The following is a 15,581-nucleotide window of genomic DNA, read 5'->3' as shown; positions in this document are numbered from 1 at the left end:
GGTAGGAGAAGTTCGGAAAGTCAGTAATGGGGAGGATGATATAGCGCACGAATGCTGCAAACAAGCCCGGCCAAAATGCATGCCGCAATGAACAGCAGCAAATAACGTGAAATGGAATCCTGAAAGAACCGGTTGCCCCGGAAAGCTCCTGCCTGATTGAAGGCTTGGACGATGCTGAATGCCGCCGGGATGCGGAAGAGACCAAAGATGAACAAACTCTGGGATGTTCGCGAAGTCTCCTGTTCCCGGCGATGGTTCCGTTTATGTTCCGGCGGAGGCGTTCTTCCCTCTTTTCCGGACGGAGCCGGAAAAGAGGAAAGGATACCCGCTTATTTGAGTTTCAGGATATCCACGATGTTGGATGTGATGGAGCGCATGTCATCCATCGTCAGTTCACCCATGTGGGCAATGCGGAACGTTTTGTTCTTCAAGTCCCCGTAACCGTTGCCGAGCTGCATGCCGCGTTCGATCAGGGCGTTGTTCAGGGCGGCGATGTCGATGTCCCTCGTGTTGCTGATCACCGTCAGGGTGCGGGAAAGGTGGTCCCGGTTGGCGAAGACGCTGAAATATTCATCCGCCCAGGAGCGCACGAATTCCGCCATGGCTTCATGACGCGCGAAGCGGTTTTCCACGCCTTCCTGCATGATGCGCTGGAGCTGGAGGTCCATGGCGTACATGATGGAGACGCAGGGGGTGTTCGTGTACTGGTAGTCCTTCTTCTGGATGGTGTCGTAAATGGAACGCAGGTCAAAGTAACAGCCGCGGTTGGGAACGGAGGCGGTGCGTTCGTACGCTTTTTGGGACAGCGTGCAGACAGCCATGCCGGGGGGCAGGGCAAGCGCCTTCTGGGTGGAAGTTACCAGTACGTCCACGCCCAGCTTGTCCGTTTCAATCCGGGAGCCGGCGGCGGAACTCACGGCATCCATGCACCACACGACATCCGGGTATTTTTTAAGCACTTCCGCAATTTCCTCCACCGGGTTCTGGATGCCGGTGGACGTCTCATTGTGCGTGATGCAAATGGTGTCGTATTTGCCGGTGGAGAGGGCGGCGTCCACCATTTCCGAGGTGGTGGGCTGCCCCAGTTCGCTCTTGAAAATATCGGAGGGAACGCCGTTGCCCGTGGCGATCTTGTACCATTTGTCGCCGAAGGCGCCCACGGAAAAAATGGCGGCGCGTTTGGCGGTGCAGGAACGCACGGCGCCTTCCATCAGGCCCGTCCCGGAGGAAGTGGAAAGCAGAATTTCCTGTTCCGTCAGCAGGATGCGGCGCAGATTGTTGGAAATGCGGCGCTGCAGGGCGGAGGCCGCTTTGGATCGGTGCCCCATCATCGGGCCGCTCATGGCGGCAAGTACTTCAGGTGCTACTTCAGTGGGTCCGGGAATGAATAATTTGGTTGCCATTTGTTTTTAAGAACTGGGTACGCATACTATAAGCGTCTCCAAACGGTTTGACTATGAATTTTTGTTGAGTCTTGCCGGGAAAATCCGCAGCAGCAGCGGAGAAAGTAAAGAGGGGATGTCTGTATGGGGCGGTCCGGACGGCCAGTCGGGAGTGATGCGGGCAGCATGCGGCGCATCGCATGTTCCCTCATTCCTGGCGGCATGGTTCCTTCGTTGATTCTTTTCAACCGGATTTTCTGGCAGGGAACCGGGATGGAGCGGTACGGTGAACCTGCGCTGAAACGGTTTTCACGTCCTGCCGGCGAGACGGCTTTTTCCCGTTCGGAAAGGGAAGGCGGGGGTCCTGCTCCCTTTCCTCAGAAGGAGTGTTTTGGAGTTTAGAAGCTGATCAGCTTGACCAGCCAGTAGCCTCCAAAGAAAAGCCAGATATACAGGAAGCCTGCAAGCAGGAAAGGCCGCGCTCCGGCTTTCTTAAACTTCTCAAAGCTGGATTCCGCGCCCAGGGCCGTCATCGCCATGGTCAGCAGGAATGTGTCCAGGGCGTTGATGGCGTCTACAAGTCCGGCAGGCAGCAGGTGCAGGGAATTGAAGCCAATGACGGCGAGAAACAGGAAGGCGAACCAGGGAATGGTAATGTTCCGTTTTTCCCCGTTTGCGCCGGAAGAGGAGTCCCTCCGGGCCAGGACAATGCTCAGGACGACCAGCACCGGGGCCAGCATCATCACCCGGATCATCTTGACGATAATGGCCGGATCGGAAATAGCCTGCCCCATGGCGTTGCCGGCGCCCACCACATGCGCCACTTCATGAAGGGTGGCTCCGGTAAAAAGCCCCATTTGTTCCGGCGTCAGATCCAGTATTCCGGCCCGGTGCAGGGCTGGATACAGAAACATGGAGAGCGTGCCGAAGATGACCACGGTGGAAACGGCCACAGCGGCTTTGTAAGGTTTGCTTTTGACGACGGGTTCCGCTCCCAGGACAGCTGCGGCCCCGCAAATGGAACTGCCGATGGAAGTCAGCAGGGCCGTGTCCCTGTCCATTTTCAGCAGGCGTCCCAGCCCGGCTCCCAGAAGAATGGTGAGAGTGACCACAATAAGGTCGAGCGCCAGGGCGGAGCCGCCGATGTCGATGACGCTTTGAAAAGTCAGTTTGAACCCGTACAGGACAATGCCCGTTCTCAGAACCTGCTTGGTGCAGAACTGAATGCCGGGAACCCATGTTTCCGGAAGGTGGTTGCGCAGACTGTTGGCGTAAAGCATCCCCAGCACGATGCCGACGATCAGCGGGCTGAGGGAAAGATGCTTCACCCATTCAAAGTCCGCAATGTAAAACGCGGAAAAGGAAAACAGAACAATAAGCAGGATGCCGTGGAGGGGATTGGCTAGATGTTTGGGAGACATGATCGGTGAGTGATGGTTACGTCCGCCCGTGGTACCTGGCCGGGAGCGTACCGGGGCGGCTGCTGAATGATATACGACGCAATTATCATTAAATCTAATTAAAAAATATTATAGCCAATTAGATTTTGTTATAGTAATGGCGGCAGAACTTGATGAACAGTTCATTGATTCTGCTATGGTCTCCATGTCCTGAGACGAAGTGGAAGGTGCGGCGGATTTCCAGGTGGCGAAGATGTATTTTCTTCAAATTCCCGCGTTTGAATTCTCCCCGGGCGGCAAGGGAAGAAAGAAAAGAGCACGCCGTAGAATGCTCCAGGTACATTTTAATGCTTTCCGTATTGCCCAGCGTCATCAGAATATGGAGGTCGGAAACGGAGATTCCGTGTTTTTTCAACGCCTCCTCCACCACCCGGCGCGTGCCGGACCCCGGTTCACGCATAATCAGGGGAACATGGGAGAGCTGCGTGAGGGAAAGCCCTTCACTGGGCACAGCGGCCTGCATGCTGCCCGCCAGAATAATCTCGTCCTCCATAAATGGCTGGTAATGCAGGTCCGCACGCGTTGCCGTGCCCTCCACAATGCCAAGCTGCACGGATTCGTCCTGAACGGCCTGTTCTATTTCTTCCGTATTGCCGCTTTTCAGCCATATGCGTATTTCCGGGTAATGGCGGTTGAACAGGGCCAGCAGCGGAGGCAGCACATACTGGGACATGGTGGAGCTGGCTCCCAGGCTCAATTCTCCGGAAACAGGGGCATCCCGGCCAAAGGATATTTCTTCCGCCAGCGTTTCATATTCCTTAAGGATGCGGCGGGAATGGGCCAGCAGGCGCGCCCCTTCCGCCGTCAGGGCAATCCCCCGTCCCTCCCTTTTGAACAGACGGGCGTCCAGCAGGCGTTCCAGTTCCTTGATATGCCGGGTGACGGCTGGCTGCGTGATGAACAATTCTTCCGCCGCGCGGGTAAAATTCAGGCGCCGTGCGACGGTTTCAAACACTTTCAGCCGGAAATCCGTAATCATGGAGAGAAAATAATATTCAACCATGCCTCCAGGGGGGACGGCAAGCTCCTTTCCTCCGTATGATAGTATGCGGCGCTGGACAGGGCGCTAAAGCGTGAGGCCCGTGACTGCCCGTAATAGGCCGGAGCCGTACATCCTCTGAACGGCCGCGGGCGGAAAAGAGTCCAACGTTTATATGAAACTGCATTCCATGATTATTGCCGGCGGAGCCGGCCTTTTGTTATTGGGGGCCTGTTCCCCTTCTTCCTATCAAACCACATTTCCGGAACCGGCCTATGTGAAGGTTTCCACCAACAACGGAGCTTATGCCCCTTATCCGGACAACCCTGTCGGCCAGCAGGAACTGGTGTACTGGTATAATTCCCTTGCCGCGCCGATGACGGTGGTTGCGGAGGTGCCGCCCGCTCCCATCGCCGCGCAAGGCCCGGGTCCGGTTGTTCTTGATTCCAGCGATTTCTCCGCGAAATTGTACCGCGACAGAACGGAAATCAAGAAGAAGGATAAAGACGGCAACTGGGTTACCAGCGTGCGCCCCACCACCCCCGCAGACCAGCGCATGAGGAATTATGTGATGGCTTCCAAAAAAGCCCGTTAGATTTTTCCTCCGTTGGCGAAAGACCTTTCCGGCCTGCTTTCCTCTTCGGAGGAAGCGGGCCCGGCTTGTTTACGGACAGACTTTTCTTCCCATTCTTCCGGGGAAATGGGACGCCGGCGGATAATTTTTCCCGGCCAGGGCAAATAGGCGTCCGTGTAAAAGGTGGAACCGCAGCCCCGGCATTCCAGCATGATTCCCGTATCCGGCTTGCTTTGTTCTTCCGGAGTTTGCTGGGCGGAGTGAAGCCCGGCGTTTCCGCAGTGCGGGCAGCGGATGGGAAGGGGGACGGTGTGTTGGACAATCAGCGTTGCCGCGTAAGCGAGCGCCCAGGCAATATAACCCGCCCAGAAAGGCCATTCCGGATGAAACAGCCAGACTGCCGCGACAAGGAGAGCGGAGCACAAGGCATACAGAAAGCTTCGCTTCTGCCTTCCGGCAAGAAGATGGAAACAATAAACCGTATTCCGCATGGAAGGGGGAAGAGGTGAATTTACAGGTCATCCAGCGTCCATTCGTCCTTCCATTCCAGTTTGATCTGGTCTCCGTCAAACTGGATGGGAAGCCACATATAGCGGCCGTCAATGGCGTTTTTGGGCCGCCAGATGTCCGCCATGAAGATGAATTTGCCGGGTTTGCCCTGCACGGGCAGGATGAAGGCGCTCTGGCCGCCGAACGTGATGCCGGCCCTGGGCCCCACGCAGGGATTTTTCAGTTCCGTCCATGGGCCGGTGATGTTTCTGGCCATGGCGCTGCGGGCGGCGTTGGGAGCCCAGCCCGTGCATCCGGAGGCGATGAAATAATATTTGCCCTTGTGTTTGAAGATGGCGGGAGCTTCCATGAAGCGTCCGGGAAATACCCGGACGAATTTTCCCGTATGCCCCGTGTAGTCCGGCGTCAGCTCCGCAATGTGGGTGGTGCTGTTTTCTTCGGAAGAATAGATGTGGTAGGCTTTGCCGTCGTCGTCCACAAAGATGGTCATGTCCCGGCTCATCTGTCCTTTTTCAAAGTCCTTCTTGAACATATCCTCGGAACGTACGCCTTCGGGCAGCGCGCTGGAAGTCAGGCCGGGGACTCCCTTGAACGTCTCCATGGTTTGGTTCTTTTGATCCATGTTCAGGGGCCATTTGCCCGGATTGACGCGCCCGGCCTTCAGGAACTTGAATGGCCCCGTGGGTGTTGCGGCCGTTGCCACCCCGGCGTAAGCGGAACCGTATCCTTTCCCCTTGAGTTCCAGATGGAACCACATCACATACTTTCCGGTCTTCCTGTTGTAAACCACTTTGGGGCGTTCCAGGATGCAGCCCCTGGCGATGGGGTGGGAATTGTCCCCTTCCGCCACCTTCAGGGCGATTCCTTCGTCCTTCCAGTTATAGAGGTCTTTGGAGGAATAGCAGTGAACCCCCACCTGGGCATAGTTTCCCGCGTCCCCCTCCACCTTGTGCTCTCCATACCAGTAATAGGTGCCTTTGTCGTACAGGATGCCGCCGCCGTGGGCGTTGATGTGCGCGCCGTTGTTGTCCGTCCAGATTTCCCTGGGCCTGAAGGAGGTGTGTTTAACCGGAGTTTCCGCGGTGGAGACGGAAGACGCGCTGCAAAACAGGCAGAGCGCCAGAAGCGATTTCATGGTGTTTGTCATGGCCGGGATAGTGTGGAAACAGAGGCTGGAAGCGGTTCCGGTTGTCCGTACAGCCTGTCCCAGGCGCGGGAAAGAGCGTACAGGGCATATCCGGTGCCGTAGAATTTATGGTAATTGTACAGGGGGTAGTCCCACCACGCCCCGTCTGTTCCCTGGCGGGTGAGGATATCGTTGGCCAATAGGGACGCGTGCCGTTTTGCCTGGTTTGGAGCCAGCATGCCCAGGCACATTCCCGAATAATAGTATCCGTAATAGAAAAAATAGCCGGAATTCTGGGCGAAACTCTCGTGGGGAGTGGGTTTGTGCAGGGCCATCGTCAGCCATCCCCTGCGGCTCCACAGGCGGTCCAGGCCGTCCACAAGCTGGCGCAGGGAGATGCCCTCCGGTTCCCAGAGCCTGATGGCGTAATCGCAGGCGGGCGTGCGGGCCAGGCTGCCGGTATGGCGGTTGATGGGCCTGCCGGGATAGAAGGCATGGGAAAGGGAATAAACGTAGGTCCCCGCGGGCGTTCTCTGGGATTTAAGAAATTTCAGCGCGCGGGCGAATATTTTGTCGTCAAGGGAAAGGCCGAATGATTTTCCTGCCATCCAGGCGGAGATGAGGACGGTTCCCGTCAGAAAAGAGGTGGGCTGGGCCGCGGGGCGTTTGCTGAAGCCGGAATAAGTGAGGTAGCCCCAGCCCCCCATGGCGGAAGCCAGATCATTGAGTTTTTTCACCTGGGAGCGGGCGCATTCCTTCAATTCCCGGTAGCGCAGGCTGTCCGGGGCCAGTCTTGCGGCCCTCATGCTCATGGCGTCCAGCACATAGGTATGCGCCCAGGTGTTGTAGACGCACAGGGCGTCGCCGCGTTTCAGATGGGGCATTGTGCGGATGAGGTAGTCTTCCGCACGGGTCATGGCTTCCTGCACGGCGGGTTCATGATGCAGGGGGCTGGCGTTGAGCCCTGCAATGCACAGGGCGGTGCTGGCCGTTTTGAAAGTGAGCGGCCCGTCCGGGTAGGGGCAGAGGATGTTCCAGGTGCCGATTACCCGGTGGTCGCCCCAGGAGCCGTCCTTATTTTGCGTTTTCAGCAGGAAATCCACGCCGCGGCGGAATGCCCTGTCAAATTGTCCGGGTTTCGCGGGGGGGATATCCGGGGTTTTGGCAATCGGAATGACATCCGCCTTTTCCTCCGGCGCGGATTCCCCCTGCGCTGCGGAAAGATGCAGGCACAAGGCGGCGAAAAAACTGGTCGTCAGCAGGCGGAACATGGGTCATGAAGTTGTTGCAGTATCGGAGGGATACAGGGATTCCCTGACGCGGGAGACGGCATACAGGGCGTATCCGGTGCCGTAGAATTGATGGTAGTTGTACAGGGGGTAGTCCCACCAGGACCCGTCTTTTTCCTGCATGGGCAGGAGGTCGCTTGCCAGATGGGCCGCATGGCGCGCCAGATGTTCCGGCGCCACTTCCTCCAGGCAGCGGGCGGCGTAATAATACCCGTAATAGAAGAAATAGCCTGCGTTCTGGGCAAAGCTTTCATGGGGAATGGGTTTCTTGACGGCCAGAGAAAGCCAGCCGCCGCGGCTCCAGATGCGTTCCAGGCCGTCTTCCAGCTGCCTCCTGGAAATAAAGGACGGGTCATACCGCATCAGGGCCAGATCCCCGGCGGGGGTTCGGGCCAGGCTACCGGTGTGGCGGTTGATGGGCCTGCCGGGATAGAAGGAATGGGAAAGGGAATAAACGTAGCTGCCGGCGGGCGTCCTCAGCTTTTCCAGACAGGCGACGGCGCGTTTGACGACGCGGTTTTCCGGCTTGAGGCCGAAGGCCAGTTCCGCGTCCTTGTAGGCAAGCAGGACGGTGGCCGTCAGGAAGGACGTGGGTTCCCCAATGGGGCGTTTGGAAAAAGTTTTAAATGTGTAATAGCCCCAGCCGCCCTGGACGTCCGCCATCTGGTCCAGCGCGTTGATTTGAAGGGAGGCTGTCTTTTTGAGTTCTTCGCGCAGAGGGGCATCCGCGGGAAGGTTTAGCGCCGCCCGGCTCAGGGCGGAAAGGCCGTAGGCGTGGCCCCATACGCCAAGCACGGTACGGGTGTCTCCCCGTTTCAGGGTGGGCAGCGTGGTCAGCAGGTATTGCACCGCTTTGTCCAGGGCTGCCTTGACGGCGGGGTCTTCTTTCAGGGGGCTGGTCAGGAGGCCGATGACGCACAGGGAGGTGGAAGCCGCTCTGAACGACCTGGGGCCTTCCGGATAGGGGCAGAGAACGTTCAGGCCCTTGGTGCGCGTATGGTTTCCCCAGGAACCATCCCTGTTCTGTTCCTTCAACAGAAAGTCAGCCGCCTTCCGGATAGAAGCGTCCAGCGTTTCCCGGGAGGGAGGCGGAACGTCCGGAACCCTGGCAATGGGAATGGTATCTCTTTTTTCCGTTTTTTTCGCCGGGACAGGAGCGCAGAGCGCCGTACTGGCTCCAAGAGCGGCAAGGAAAAGGACGGCTTTATTCATGAGTATCCGTTAAGGGAAATCAGGTCTGCTGGTCCTTGATGGTCACCTGGACGGGAAGTCCGGGCGCGAAAATCTGGCTGGCGGGAACCTTGGGCGTGATGATAATCCGGCGCTTGCCGTCTGCTCCCGGAATGGGGCTGGCTTCCGTAATAATGCCGGGAATCTGCATGTTCGTTATTTTGATGACGACGGGTTCCCCCACCTTGGGCGTAGCGGTGGAGTCCGGAAGAGTGGCCTGGACAATCAGTTCCGAATCCGGCGGAACGATGGTGGCGATTTTGTCAAAGGCTTCCAGTTTGCCGCCGGGTTTCAGCTTTTCCGCCACCGGGATGGCCACCCATTTGTCCGCCACATATCCGCCGTACAGCAGGATGCCGTTTTCCGGAGCCTTGAAAGAGGCCATTTCCCGGTCCGCTTTCAGTTCATTGTACTTGTCCTGAAGGCGCCGCAGGGACACTTCCGCCTCCGTCAGGGCTATTTTTTTCTGTTCCAGGTCAACATCCGCCTGCTTCCGGGCCTGTTCCAGATCCATCTGCTTTTCCCTGACCGCCGTCGCGTAGTCTTCCCCCAGGCGGTGGATATTGCGCAGTTTGGCCAGCTCCGCAACGAGCCTGGCCCCCTGAACGGCGAATTCGCTTTCCCCAAGTTCATTTTTTAGGCGCTTCAGAATAATCTCTTCCGTTTCCTCCGCCACCTGGTCGTCCTTGTACATCTTGGTAAGCTGGTTCAGTTCTTCCTGCTTGTAGGACATGTGGCGCAGGGCCTTGTTGACGCGTTCTTCTTCTTCCGCCAGCATGCGGGCCTTCCGTTTTTCCAGGAAATCCTTTTGATCCTCTTCCGTCCGGGCCAGGGCCGTCTGGTATTTTTGCAGGGCCAGGGCGGAACGTTCCTTCTGCTGGTCCAGGGCGTACCGGAGCTTCAGCACTTCCAGGTTTTTGCTCTTAATGGCGCGTTCATAATCCTCAATGCTCCTGTCCAGTATGCGGAAGTCCGCCTGGGCTACGGATTCCCCTTTCTTGACGGAGCTTCCCTGCGGCATGATGCCGAGCAGGAAAATGTTCGAGCTTCCCTGGGGGGAGAAGGAAATGGATTTGGTATTTTTTTTGGGAAGAAGGATGCCCGGGGCAATGGAATCCGCCAGGGAGGGAATTCCCATGAACAGGGCGGCCAGAAATCCGGCCATGGTGAGGGAGGTGCGGTTCATAAAAATAAAATGGGATCAGGACTGATGAGCGGAGAAGGGGACGAAGCGGCCCTTCTTTCCAAGAATAACGGTGTGAAAAGCGGTTTTCTTTCCTTTATGTGAGGCAGGAACGGCTTCCGTGCTTACTTCGAACCCCGCTTTTTGCAGTGTCCGGGAAAGCCGGGCGTCCGGGCGCGCTACCGTGATGACCAGCAGGCCGCCCTGCTTGAGCGCGGCAAAATAGTCGGAAGCCTCGGCGACGCTCAGATTCATGCGCTCGTGCGTGGAATGGGACAGAATGGCGTGGAAGCTCTTCGGATTCTTGCGTGCGATCTGGAGCGCCGGGGCAAATTCCACGCTGACGCGGGGATCGTGCAGGAAGCCGGGCCGTTCCTGGTCCATCAGTTCCTTGTGCCAGTCGAGGAGCGGTTTGCAGGGTTCCGCCACGATGAAGCGGGCTTTTTCCCTGCGGATCTGATCCATCAGGGCAAACAGGGTGAATCCCAGGCCAAGGCCATCGAGAAGGAAGGAAGGCTGGTTGGCCCTTTTGACCGGCGCCGCCGCCATGGCCGCCGCCGCTTCATTGCTTCCGTGGGAAAAACTGGACGCCGTTTGTACGCCGTCGCGCAGAAGAAAATGGAAACCGTCCCGTTCCCATAGGTCGAGAACGGAGCCGTCGGGCAGCGTGGAGGAAGCTAGTTTGGTAATGGGTTTCATATGAAATAATGCCGGATACACAGCGTAGGAAAGAACGCTTTTCAGGGCAAGTCTGGACAGCGTGTTTGAGATGGAATACGCTTCAAATTAAAAAAAATTGCGCGGAATTCAGGTTTTGCGCATTCTTTTTCTTGATTTACGGGCTGAAATAAGCGAGAGCTATCGTTCAGCACAGTTATTTTTCCGATATGAGTAATCCACCTCCCCCCCCCATTCCGGGCGGTACTCCGCCTCCGCCCAGCATTCCTACTCCGCCGGCCGCTCCTGCCGTGCCCAAGGCGCCCGCCGCTCCCGCTGTTCCGCCGGTAGCCGTCGCGCCGGCCCCTGCGCCTGCTACTCCGCCCGCCGCTGCTGCGCCCACCATTCCCCTTCGTCCCGCCGGCCTCGGCGGAGGCATCAAGCTTGGCGGCGGTTTGAAGACGGTTGCCCTCGGTTCCGCCACGGCGCCCGTGGCTCCCGTGGTTCCGCCTGCTGGCGCTGCGCCCGCCGCTGTCGCTCCTACCGTTCCCCTGACTCCTCCCGGAGCAGGCATGGCGACGGCCCAGCTTCCGCAGGCTACCATCGGGCTGAAGACCGCACCCGCTGCCGCCCCGGTTTCTTCCACCTCCTTTACGGCCAGGAAGTTTCAGGAAGATACGGAAGCGGCTCCCAGTACGCTGCTGAATGTCCTTTCCTTTGTAGCCCTTGCCTTTGCGCTTATTTTCGTCGGTTATCAATATGCTACGGATACCCTGGAAGCCCGCAGCATGACCGGCTGGCTGGGCGGGGACTCCAAGCCTGCCCCCGCGGCGGCGGCCGATGAAGAGATGGAGGATGACGATTCTTCCGAAACTTCTGCCGACGAGCCTTCCGATGATGGCGCCGATGCGGAAGAATAAGTGAACGTAATAACTGTTGAAATACTCTAAGCGGTACTATGGCAAACGTATTTTCCGAAGCAAATTTTGAGGATGAAGTTCTGAAGTCCGACATTCCTGTGCTTGTCGATTTCTGGGCTACATGGTGCGGTCCCTGCCGCATGATCGCCCCGATTATCGACCAGCTTTCTACGGAATTGGCAGGCAAGATCAAGGTGGGCAAAGTGGATGTGGACGCCAACAACGGACTGGCTGCCACCTATGGCGTGCGCACTATTCCTACCCTTCTGATCATCAAGGACGGGGAAATCATGGATACGATGGTGGGCGCCTCTTCCAAGGATGCCATCATGCAGCGTTTGCGTCCGTTCATGTAAATACTGGACCGGGGTTGATTTATTCAGGCCGGCCTGCTGCGGAATTCACTGCGGCAGGCCGGTTTTTTTACCGGGAAGGATTATGGGAATAAGGCAAATTGGGGCAAAGGGAAAGAAGGGATAGTTTGCCGGAGGAAGGTTCATTTTTTCTTGGCAGAACCATCATGGGAGAATAACATGATCAGCGTAGATTCCGTGCAGCGGGATCATTCTCCGCCTTCTTTGCCGTTATGCGACTTATCTCTTCCATTCTGCCTTTCCTTTCAGTCTGCTGCTTTCTTCCCTCCGCCTGGGGCGCGGGCGACATGGCGCCGGATTTGAAGTCTGGCGCGTTCTGGAAGCTGCCTCAGCCGGATTTGTTCGGAAAATATTTTAACGGAGAGTCCGGCGGCTGGGTGGACAAAGGCAAGACCCAGCTCCGGATTGCGAAGCCCTCCATCAAGATAGGGGACATGTCCCTGGGGGAAATGCTGGTGAACTGGAAGGAAGGAGCCCCCCAGTCAATGACGATCATGATGTACAACAAGGGGGACAACGGGGCTATTGGCAAGGATGAATTTGACAAACGCCTGGAGCTCATCAAGGAATCCCTGACGGCTCTTACCGGAATTCAGCCCAGGGAGTACCGGGCCTCCCGCAAGGAGGCGGTGGTCAAGGTCAACGGCTGGTCCTGGATTTGGGATAACGGGGCCATTACCCTGGAAATCAATACATCGCGGGAGGGCAGGGAATTTGAAGCGGAATTTATCCGGATGAAGGCCGGTCCCACGGAAGATTCCATCGCAAGGAGCGATGCTTCTTCCCGGGCCAGAAAGGCGGATATCAAACAGCACGTCAGGAAAGAAGGAAAGCGGGTGGTGATTCAGGATATTCCCATGGTGGACCAGGGCCAGAAAGGTTATTGCGTGGTGGCTACGGCCGCCCGCATTTTTGCCTATTATGGAATGGATTATGTGGATCAGCATGAACTGGCTTCCCTGGCCAATACCTCTGCGGGCGGAGGCACTAATACGGCGGCAATGGCGGAAAACCTGAAAAAAATCGGGACCCGCTTCCAGATACGGATTAAAGTGCTGGATTCCCTGGCGAATTCCCGTGATTTCAAGAATCTGTTGAAAGCCTATAACCGCGCCGCCTCCAAGCTGAAAAAAGAGAAGGTGGAAAATGAACATGACTGGTCCGGCTTCTGGGACAATGCGGACGGGGAAGTCCTGAAGCTGGCGCGCGCGGGGTCACCGTCCCAGGTGGACAGGTGGCTCAATACCATTAAACCCTATATCATGGCGGGCATCCCCGTGTTCTGGTCCGTACAGCTTGGCATTGTTCCGGAACCGCTGCGTTTGTCCCAGACGCGCGGAGGCCATTTGAGGCTGATCACCGGTTTTGACGAGGAAAAGAAAACGCTTATCTTTTCAGATTCCTGGGGGGCTGCCCACACGGAAAAGGAAATGCCGCTGGCGGATGCCATCGCCATTACGACGGGGCGGCAGGTCATGCAGCCTTCCAAGTAACAGAGTGCGGCGTATTTCTCCTTCTCTGCCGGAAGATACGGAATATTCTCTCTGTGGTAGAGCAATTCTTCTGGCATGGGCAGGGCGCTGTATTATACTTGCGCCATGATGAACAGAACATTGGTGAAACATGTCCTGGCCAGCGAGGCGGAAATGCCGGACGTCCTGATTCAGGGATGGGTGCGTACGCGCCGTGATTCCAGGGCTTTTTCCTTTTTGGAGGTAAATGACGGTTCCTCCGTCGCCTCTCTCCAGGTGGTGGCGGATGCAGGCATTCCCGGCTATGAACGGATTGGGGAAATGGCTACGGGGTCTGCCGTGAGCATCCGCGGCGCTCTGGTTGCCGGGCAGGGGAGGCAGCGGTGGGAATTGCGCGCCGCCTCCCTGGAGCTGGTGGGGGCTGTTCCGGATTCCTATCCCCTGCAGAAAAAAGGGCATACGCCGGAGTTCCTGCGTTCCATCGCTCATTTGCGCCCCCGCACCAACCTGTTTGGAGCCGTGTTCCGCATGCGCAGCAGGCTGGCCTTCGCCATTCACCGCTTTTTCCAGGAAAGGGATTTTTCCTGGGTCAGCACTCCCATCATCACCGCCAGTGACTGTGAGGGAGCCGGAGAAATGTTCCGTGTGACGACGCTGGATGTGGGAGACGCCGCCTCCCGTGACGCCTCCCGGGATTTCTTCGGCAAGGCGGCCTACCTCACGGTAAGCGGCCAGCTGGAAGGGGAAGCGTTCGCATGCGCCCTGAGCAACATTTATACCTTTGGCCCCACATTTCGGGCGGAGAACTCCAACACCACGCGCCATGCGGCGGAATTCTGGATGGTGGAGCCTGAAATGGCTTTCTGCGATCTGTATGGAGACATGGACATGGCGGAAGAGTTTGTCCGTTTTCTCGTCGGGGACGCCTTGGCGAACAGCGCGGAAGAAGTGGAATTCCTGACCCGTTTTGTGGACAAGGGGCTGCGGGAACGCCTGGAGCATGTGAAGGAAACGCCGTTTGTGCGCTGTTCCTATACGGAAGCCGTTGATATCCTGCTCAAGAGCGGCAAAACATTTGATTACCCCGTTTCCTGGGGCATCAATCTGCAGAGCGAGCACGAACGTTTCCTGACGGAGGAACATTTTAAATGCCCCGTCATCGTTTATAACTACCCGAAGGAGATTAAACCCTTCTACATGCGCCTGAACGAAGACGGGAAGACCGTCACCGCCATGGATGTGCTGGTGCCCGGCATCGGTGAGATCGTGGGCGGCAGCCAGCGTGAAGAGCGGCTGGACATTCTGGAGGAAAACATGCGCCGCATGGGCATGAATGCGGAAGCGTACCGCTGGTATGCGGATCTGCGCCGTTACGGCACGGTGCCGCACGCCGGATTCGGGGCCGGGTTTGAACGTCTGCTGATGTTCGTGACCGGAGTGACCAACATCCGCGACGTCCTGCCTTTTGCCCGTACCCCGCGGAACTGCGAGTTCTGACCTTGCCCGGAACACGGATTTTCCCCGTCTGGAAGGGCGTTGCCCGGTTCCGCAGGATAATGTTGCGGTAATGGAGAAGGAAGGAGCGTGCGAACCGGGGCGGCGGCAAAAGAAAACCCCGGCTTTCCTTTGGGAATAAGCCGGGGTGGAATTAACGTGCGGAAAGGGCTACTGTCTCTTTCTTCTCAGCAGCAGGCCGCCCAGTCCCAGAAGGCTCAGCGTGGCCGTTGCGGGTTCCGGAATCATTTCATAGCTGATCACTACCTTGGTGACGTCGTTCTCCGTAACCTGTTCAGCGGTCGCTTGTATTTTCTTGTTGCCGACGAATTGCAGATTACTCAAGTCCAGGTTGATATTGCCTCCCTCTTGGGAAGATTTAAGGGAAGCAAGTTCAATGGTTCCGCTCCCGGAAAGCTTACGCATATCCAATGTGCCGAAGAAGGTGACGGTTCTTCCATTGGTCCAGAAGTTGGCGAGATTCGTGGCAATCCAGGAACCGTGTTCTTCCGCCGTAAAAACGCCGAAGTCCATTGTAAAGTCGCGTTGCAGTCCGAGGGCGTTGCTGGATTCAAACACCAATTGGGCATTCTCTTCCACTTTGAACAGATCAACATTGATATCTCCCGTTCCTGTCCCCGTGGTACAAAGCAGGGTGCTTCCAGACCCTATTCCAACTATGCTGGTTTCCCCGAAATAGGATTGGGCGGGGGACCAGGTGATCGTTCCGGCATTTTCTCCGATGATGGCTTCATCCCGGCTGCTTTGCGGGAAATAGCCGTTCGGCGTGCCATTTACCGTCCAGTTGTTGGCGTCTCCATAAATTCCGTTTCCTGCCGCTCCGCTCCAGACATAGACGGCAGCTTGGGAAAGACCCGCGGAAAGGCAGCATAAGATGCAGAATGTAGATAACTTCATATTCAGCAGATAC

Annotated in this window: 15 protein-coding genes; 5 read left to right on the top strand and 10 right to left on the bottom strand. The window is 57.1% G+C overall.

What is annotated here, in order from left to right:
• Positions 1-329 precede the first annotated feature (329 nt).
• From O4G22_RS03720 to O4G22_RS03710, 3 genes are all read right to left on the bottom strand, one after another.
• Complete coding sequence (locus O4G22_RS03720) at positions 330-1,403, bottom strand: pyridoxal-phosphate-dependent aminotransferase family protein (protein ID WP_306702199.1); 1,074 nt, start codon at positions 1,401-1,403, stop codon at positions 330-332.
• A 377-nt stretch (positions 1,404-1,780) separates the two neighbouring features.
• Positions 1,781-2,803 (bottom strand): YeiH family protein, encoded by a 1,023-nt coding sequence (locus O4G22_RS03715; RefSeq protein ID WP_297404645.1) that lies wholly within the window; start codon positions 2,801-2,803, stop codon positions 1,781-1,783.
• Positions 2,804-2,921: 118 nt separating this feature from the next.
• The gene (locus O4G22_RS03710) at positions 2,922-3,845 is read right to left on the bottom strand and encodes a LysR substrate-binding domain-containing protein (RefSeq protein ID WP_306713937.1); all 924 of its coding nucleotides are present in this window, start codon (positions 3,843-3,845) and stop codon (positions 2,922-2,924) included.
• A 151-nt stretch (positions 3,846-3,996) separates the two neighbouring features.
• Here O4G22_RS03710 and O4G22_RS03705 point away from each other — a divergent pair, with 151 nt between their 5' ends.
• Positions 3,997-4,416 carry a hypothetical protein gene (locus O4G22_RS03705; RefSeq protein WP_094136761.1) on the top strand — a complete coding sequence of 140 codons (420 nt, stop codon included), beginning with the start codon at positions 3,997-3,999 and terminating at the stop codon, positions 4,414-4,416.
• Here O4G22_RS03705 and O4G22_RS03700 read toward each other — a convergent pair.
• Genes O4G22_RS03700 through O4G22_RS03675 form a run of 6 tightly spaced genes read right to left on the bottom strand, consistent with a single transcriptional unit; the run spans position 4,413 to position 10,432 of the window.
• Positions 4,413-4,886, bottom strand: coding sequence for a hypothetical protein (locus O4G22_RS03700; RefSeq protein ID WP_297667561.1), 474 nt, complete (start codon positions 4,884-4,886; stop codon positions 4,413-4,415). The genes O4G22_RS03705 and O4G22_RS03700 overlap by 4 nt on opposite strands.
• 20 nt (positions 4,887-4,906) lie before the next feature.
• On the bottom strand, positions 4,907-6,052 hold the full coding sequence (locus O4G22_RS03695; RefSeq protein WP_306702197.1) for a glycoside hydrolase family 43 protein: 1,146 nt from the start codon (positions 6,050-6,052) through the stop codon (positions 4,907-4,909).
• Positions 6,049-7,302: a prenyltransferase/squalene oxidase repeat-containing protein gene (locus tag O4G22_RS03690; RefSeq protein WP_306702196.1), complete on the bottom strand. Its 1,254-nt coding sequence runs from the start codon at positions 7,300-7,302 to the stop codon at positions 6,049-6,051. The genes O4G22_RS03695 and O4G22_RS03690 overlap by 4 nt, the downstream gene beginning before the upstream one ends.
• Before the next feature lie 3 nt (positions 7,303-7,305).
• Positions 7,306-8,532 carry a prenyltransferase/squalene oxidase repeat-containing protein gene (locus tag O4G22_RS03685; protein ID WP_297404657.1) on the bottom strand — a complete coding sequence of 409 codons (1,227 nt, stop codon included), beginning with the start codon at positions 8,530-8,532 and terminating at the stop codon, positions 7,306-7,308.
• Positions 8,533-8,551: 19 nt separating this feature from the next.
• Complete coding sequence (locus O4G22_RS03680; protein WP_295980068.1) at positions 8,552-9,736, bottom strand: HlyD family efflux transporter periplasmic adaptor subunit; 1,185 nt, start codon at positions 9,734-9,736, stop codon at positions 8,552-8,554.
• 15 nt (positions 9,737-9,751) lie between these two features.
• On the bottom strand, positions 9,752-10,432 hold the full coding sequence (locus O4G22_RS03675; protein WP_290489505.1) for a hypothetical protein: 681 nt from the start codon (positions 10,430-10,432) through the stop codon (positions 9,752-9,754).
• A 188-nt stretch (positions 10,433-10,620) separates the two neighbouring features.
• Here O4G22_RS03675 and O4G22_RS03670 point away from each other — a divergent pair, with 188 nt between their 5' ends.
• The 4 genes from O4G22_RS03670 to asnS all read left to right on the top strand — a co-directional run bounded on the left by O4G22_RS03670 (position 10,621) and on the right by asnS (position 14,653).
• Entirely contained in the window at positions 10,621-11,310 is a 690-nt protein-coding gene (locus tag O4G22_RS03670; protein WP_306702195.1) for a hypothetical protein, read from the top strand.
• Positions 11,311-11,348: 38 nt separating this feature from the next.
• Positions 11,349-11,666 carry a thioredoxin gene (gene trxA, locus O4G22_RS03665; RefSeq protein WP_012419743.1) on the top strand — a complete coding sequence of 106 codons (318 nt, stop codon included), beginning with the start codon at positions 11,349-11,351 and terminating at the stop codon, positions 11,664-11,666.
• A gap of 230 nt (positions 11,667-11,896) precedes the next feature.
• Positions 11,897-13,177 carry a C39 family peptidase gene (locus tag O4G22_RS03660; protein ID WP_290489510.1) on the top strand — a complete coding sequence of 427 codons (1,281 nt, stop codon included), beginning with the start codon at positions 11,897-11,899 and terminating at the stop codon, positions 13,175-13,177.
• Positions 13,178-13,285: 108 nt separating this feature from the next.
• Positions 13,286-14,653, top strand: coding sequence for an asparagine--tRNA ligase (gene asnS / locus O4G22_RS03655; RefSeq protein WP_343125171.1), 1,368 nt, complete (start codon positions 13,286-13,288; stop codon positions 14,651-14,653).
• A gap of 168 nt (positions 14,654-14,821) precedes the next feature.
• Here the strand turns inward: asnS and O4G22_RS03650 are convergent, their stop codons facing one another.
• Complete coding sequence (locus O4G22_RS03650; protein ID WP_290489514.1) at positions 14,822-15,568, bottom strand: PEP-CTERM sorting domain-containing protein; 747 nt, start codon at positions 15,566-15,568, stop codon at positions 14,822-14,824.
• Between the last annotated feature and the right edge of the window lie 13 nt (positions 15,569-15,581).

Source organism: Akkermansia muciniphila, from assembly GCF_030848305.1.
Lineage (GTDB): Bacteria > Verrucomicrobiota > Verrucomicrobiia > Verrucomicrobiales > Akkermansiaceae > Akkermansia > Akkermansia muciniphila_A.
Note: the sequence above shows the minus strand (reverse complement) of the source record. Positions and strands in the feature narration are given on the sequence as shown.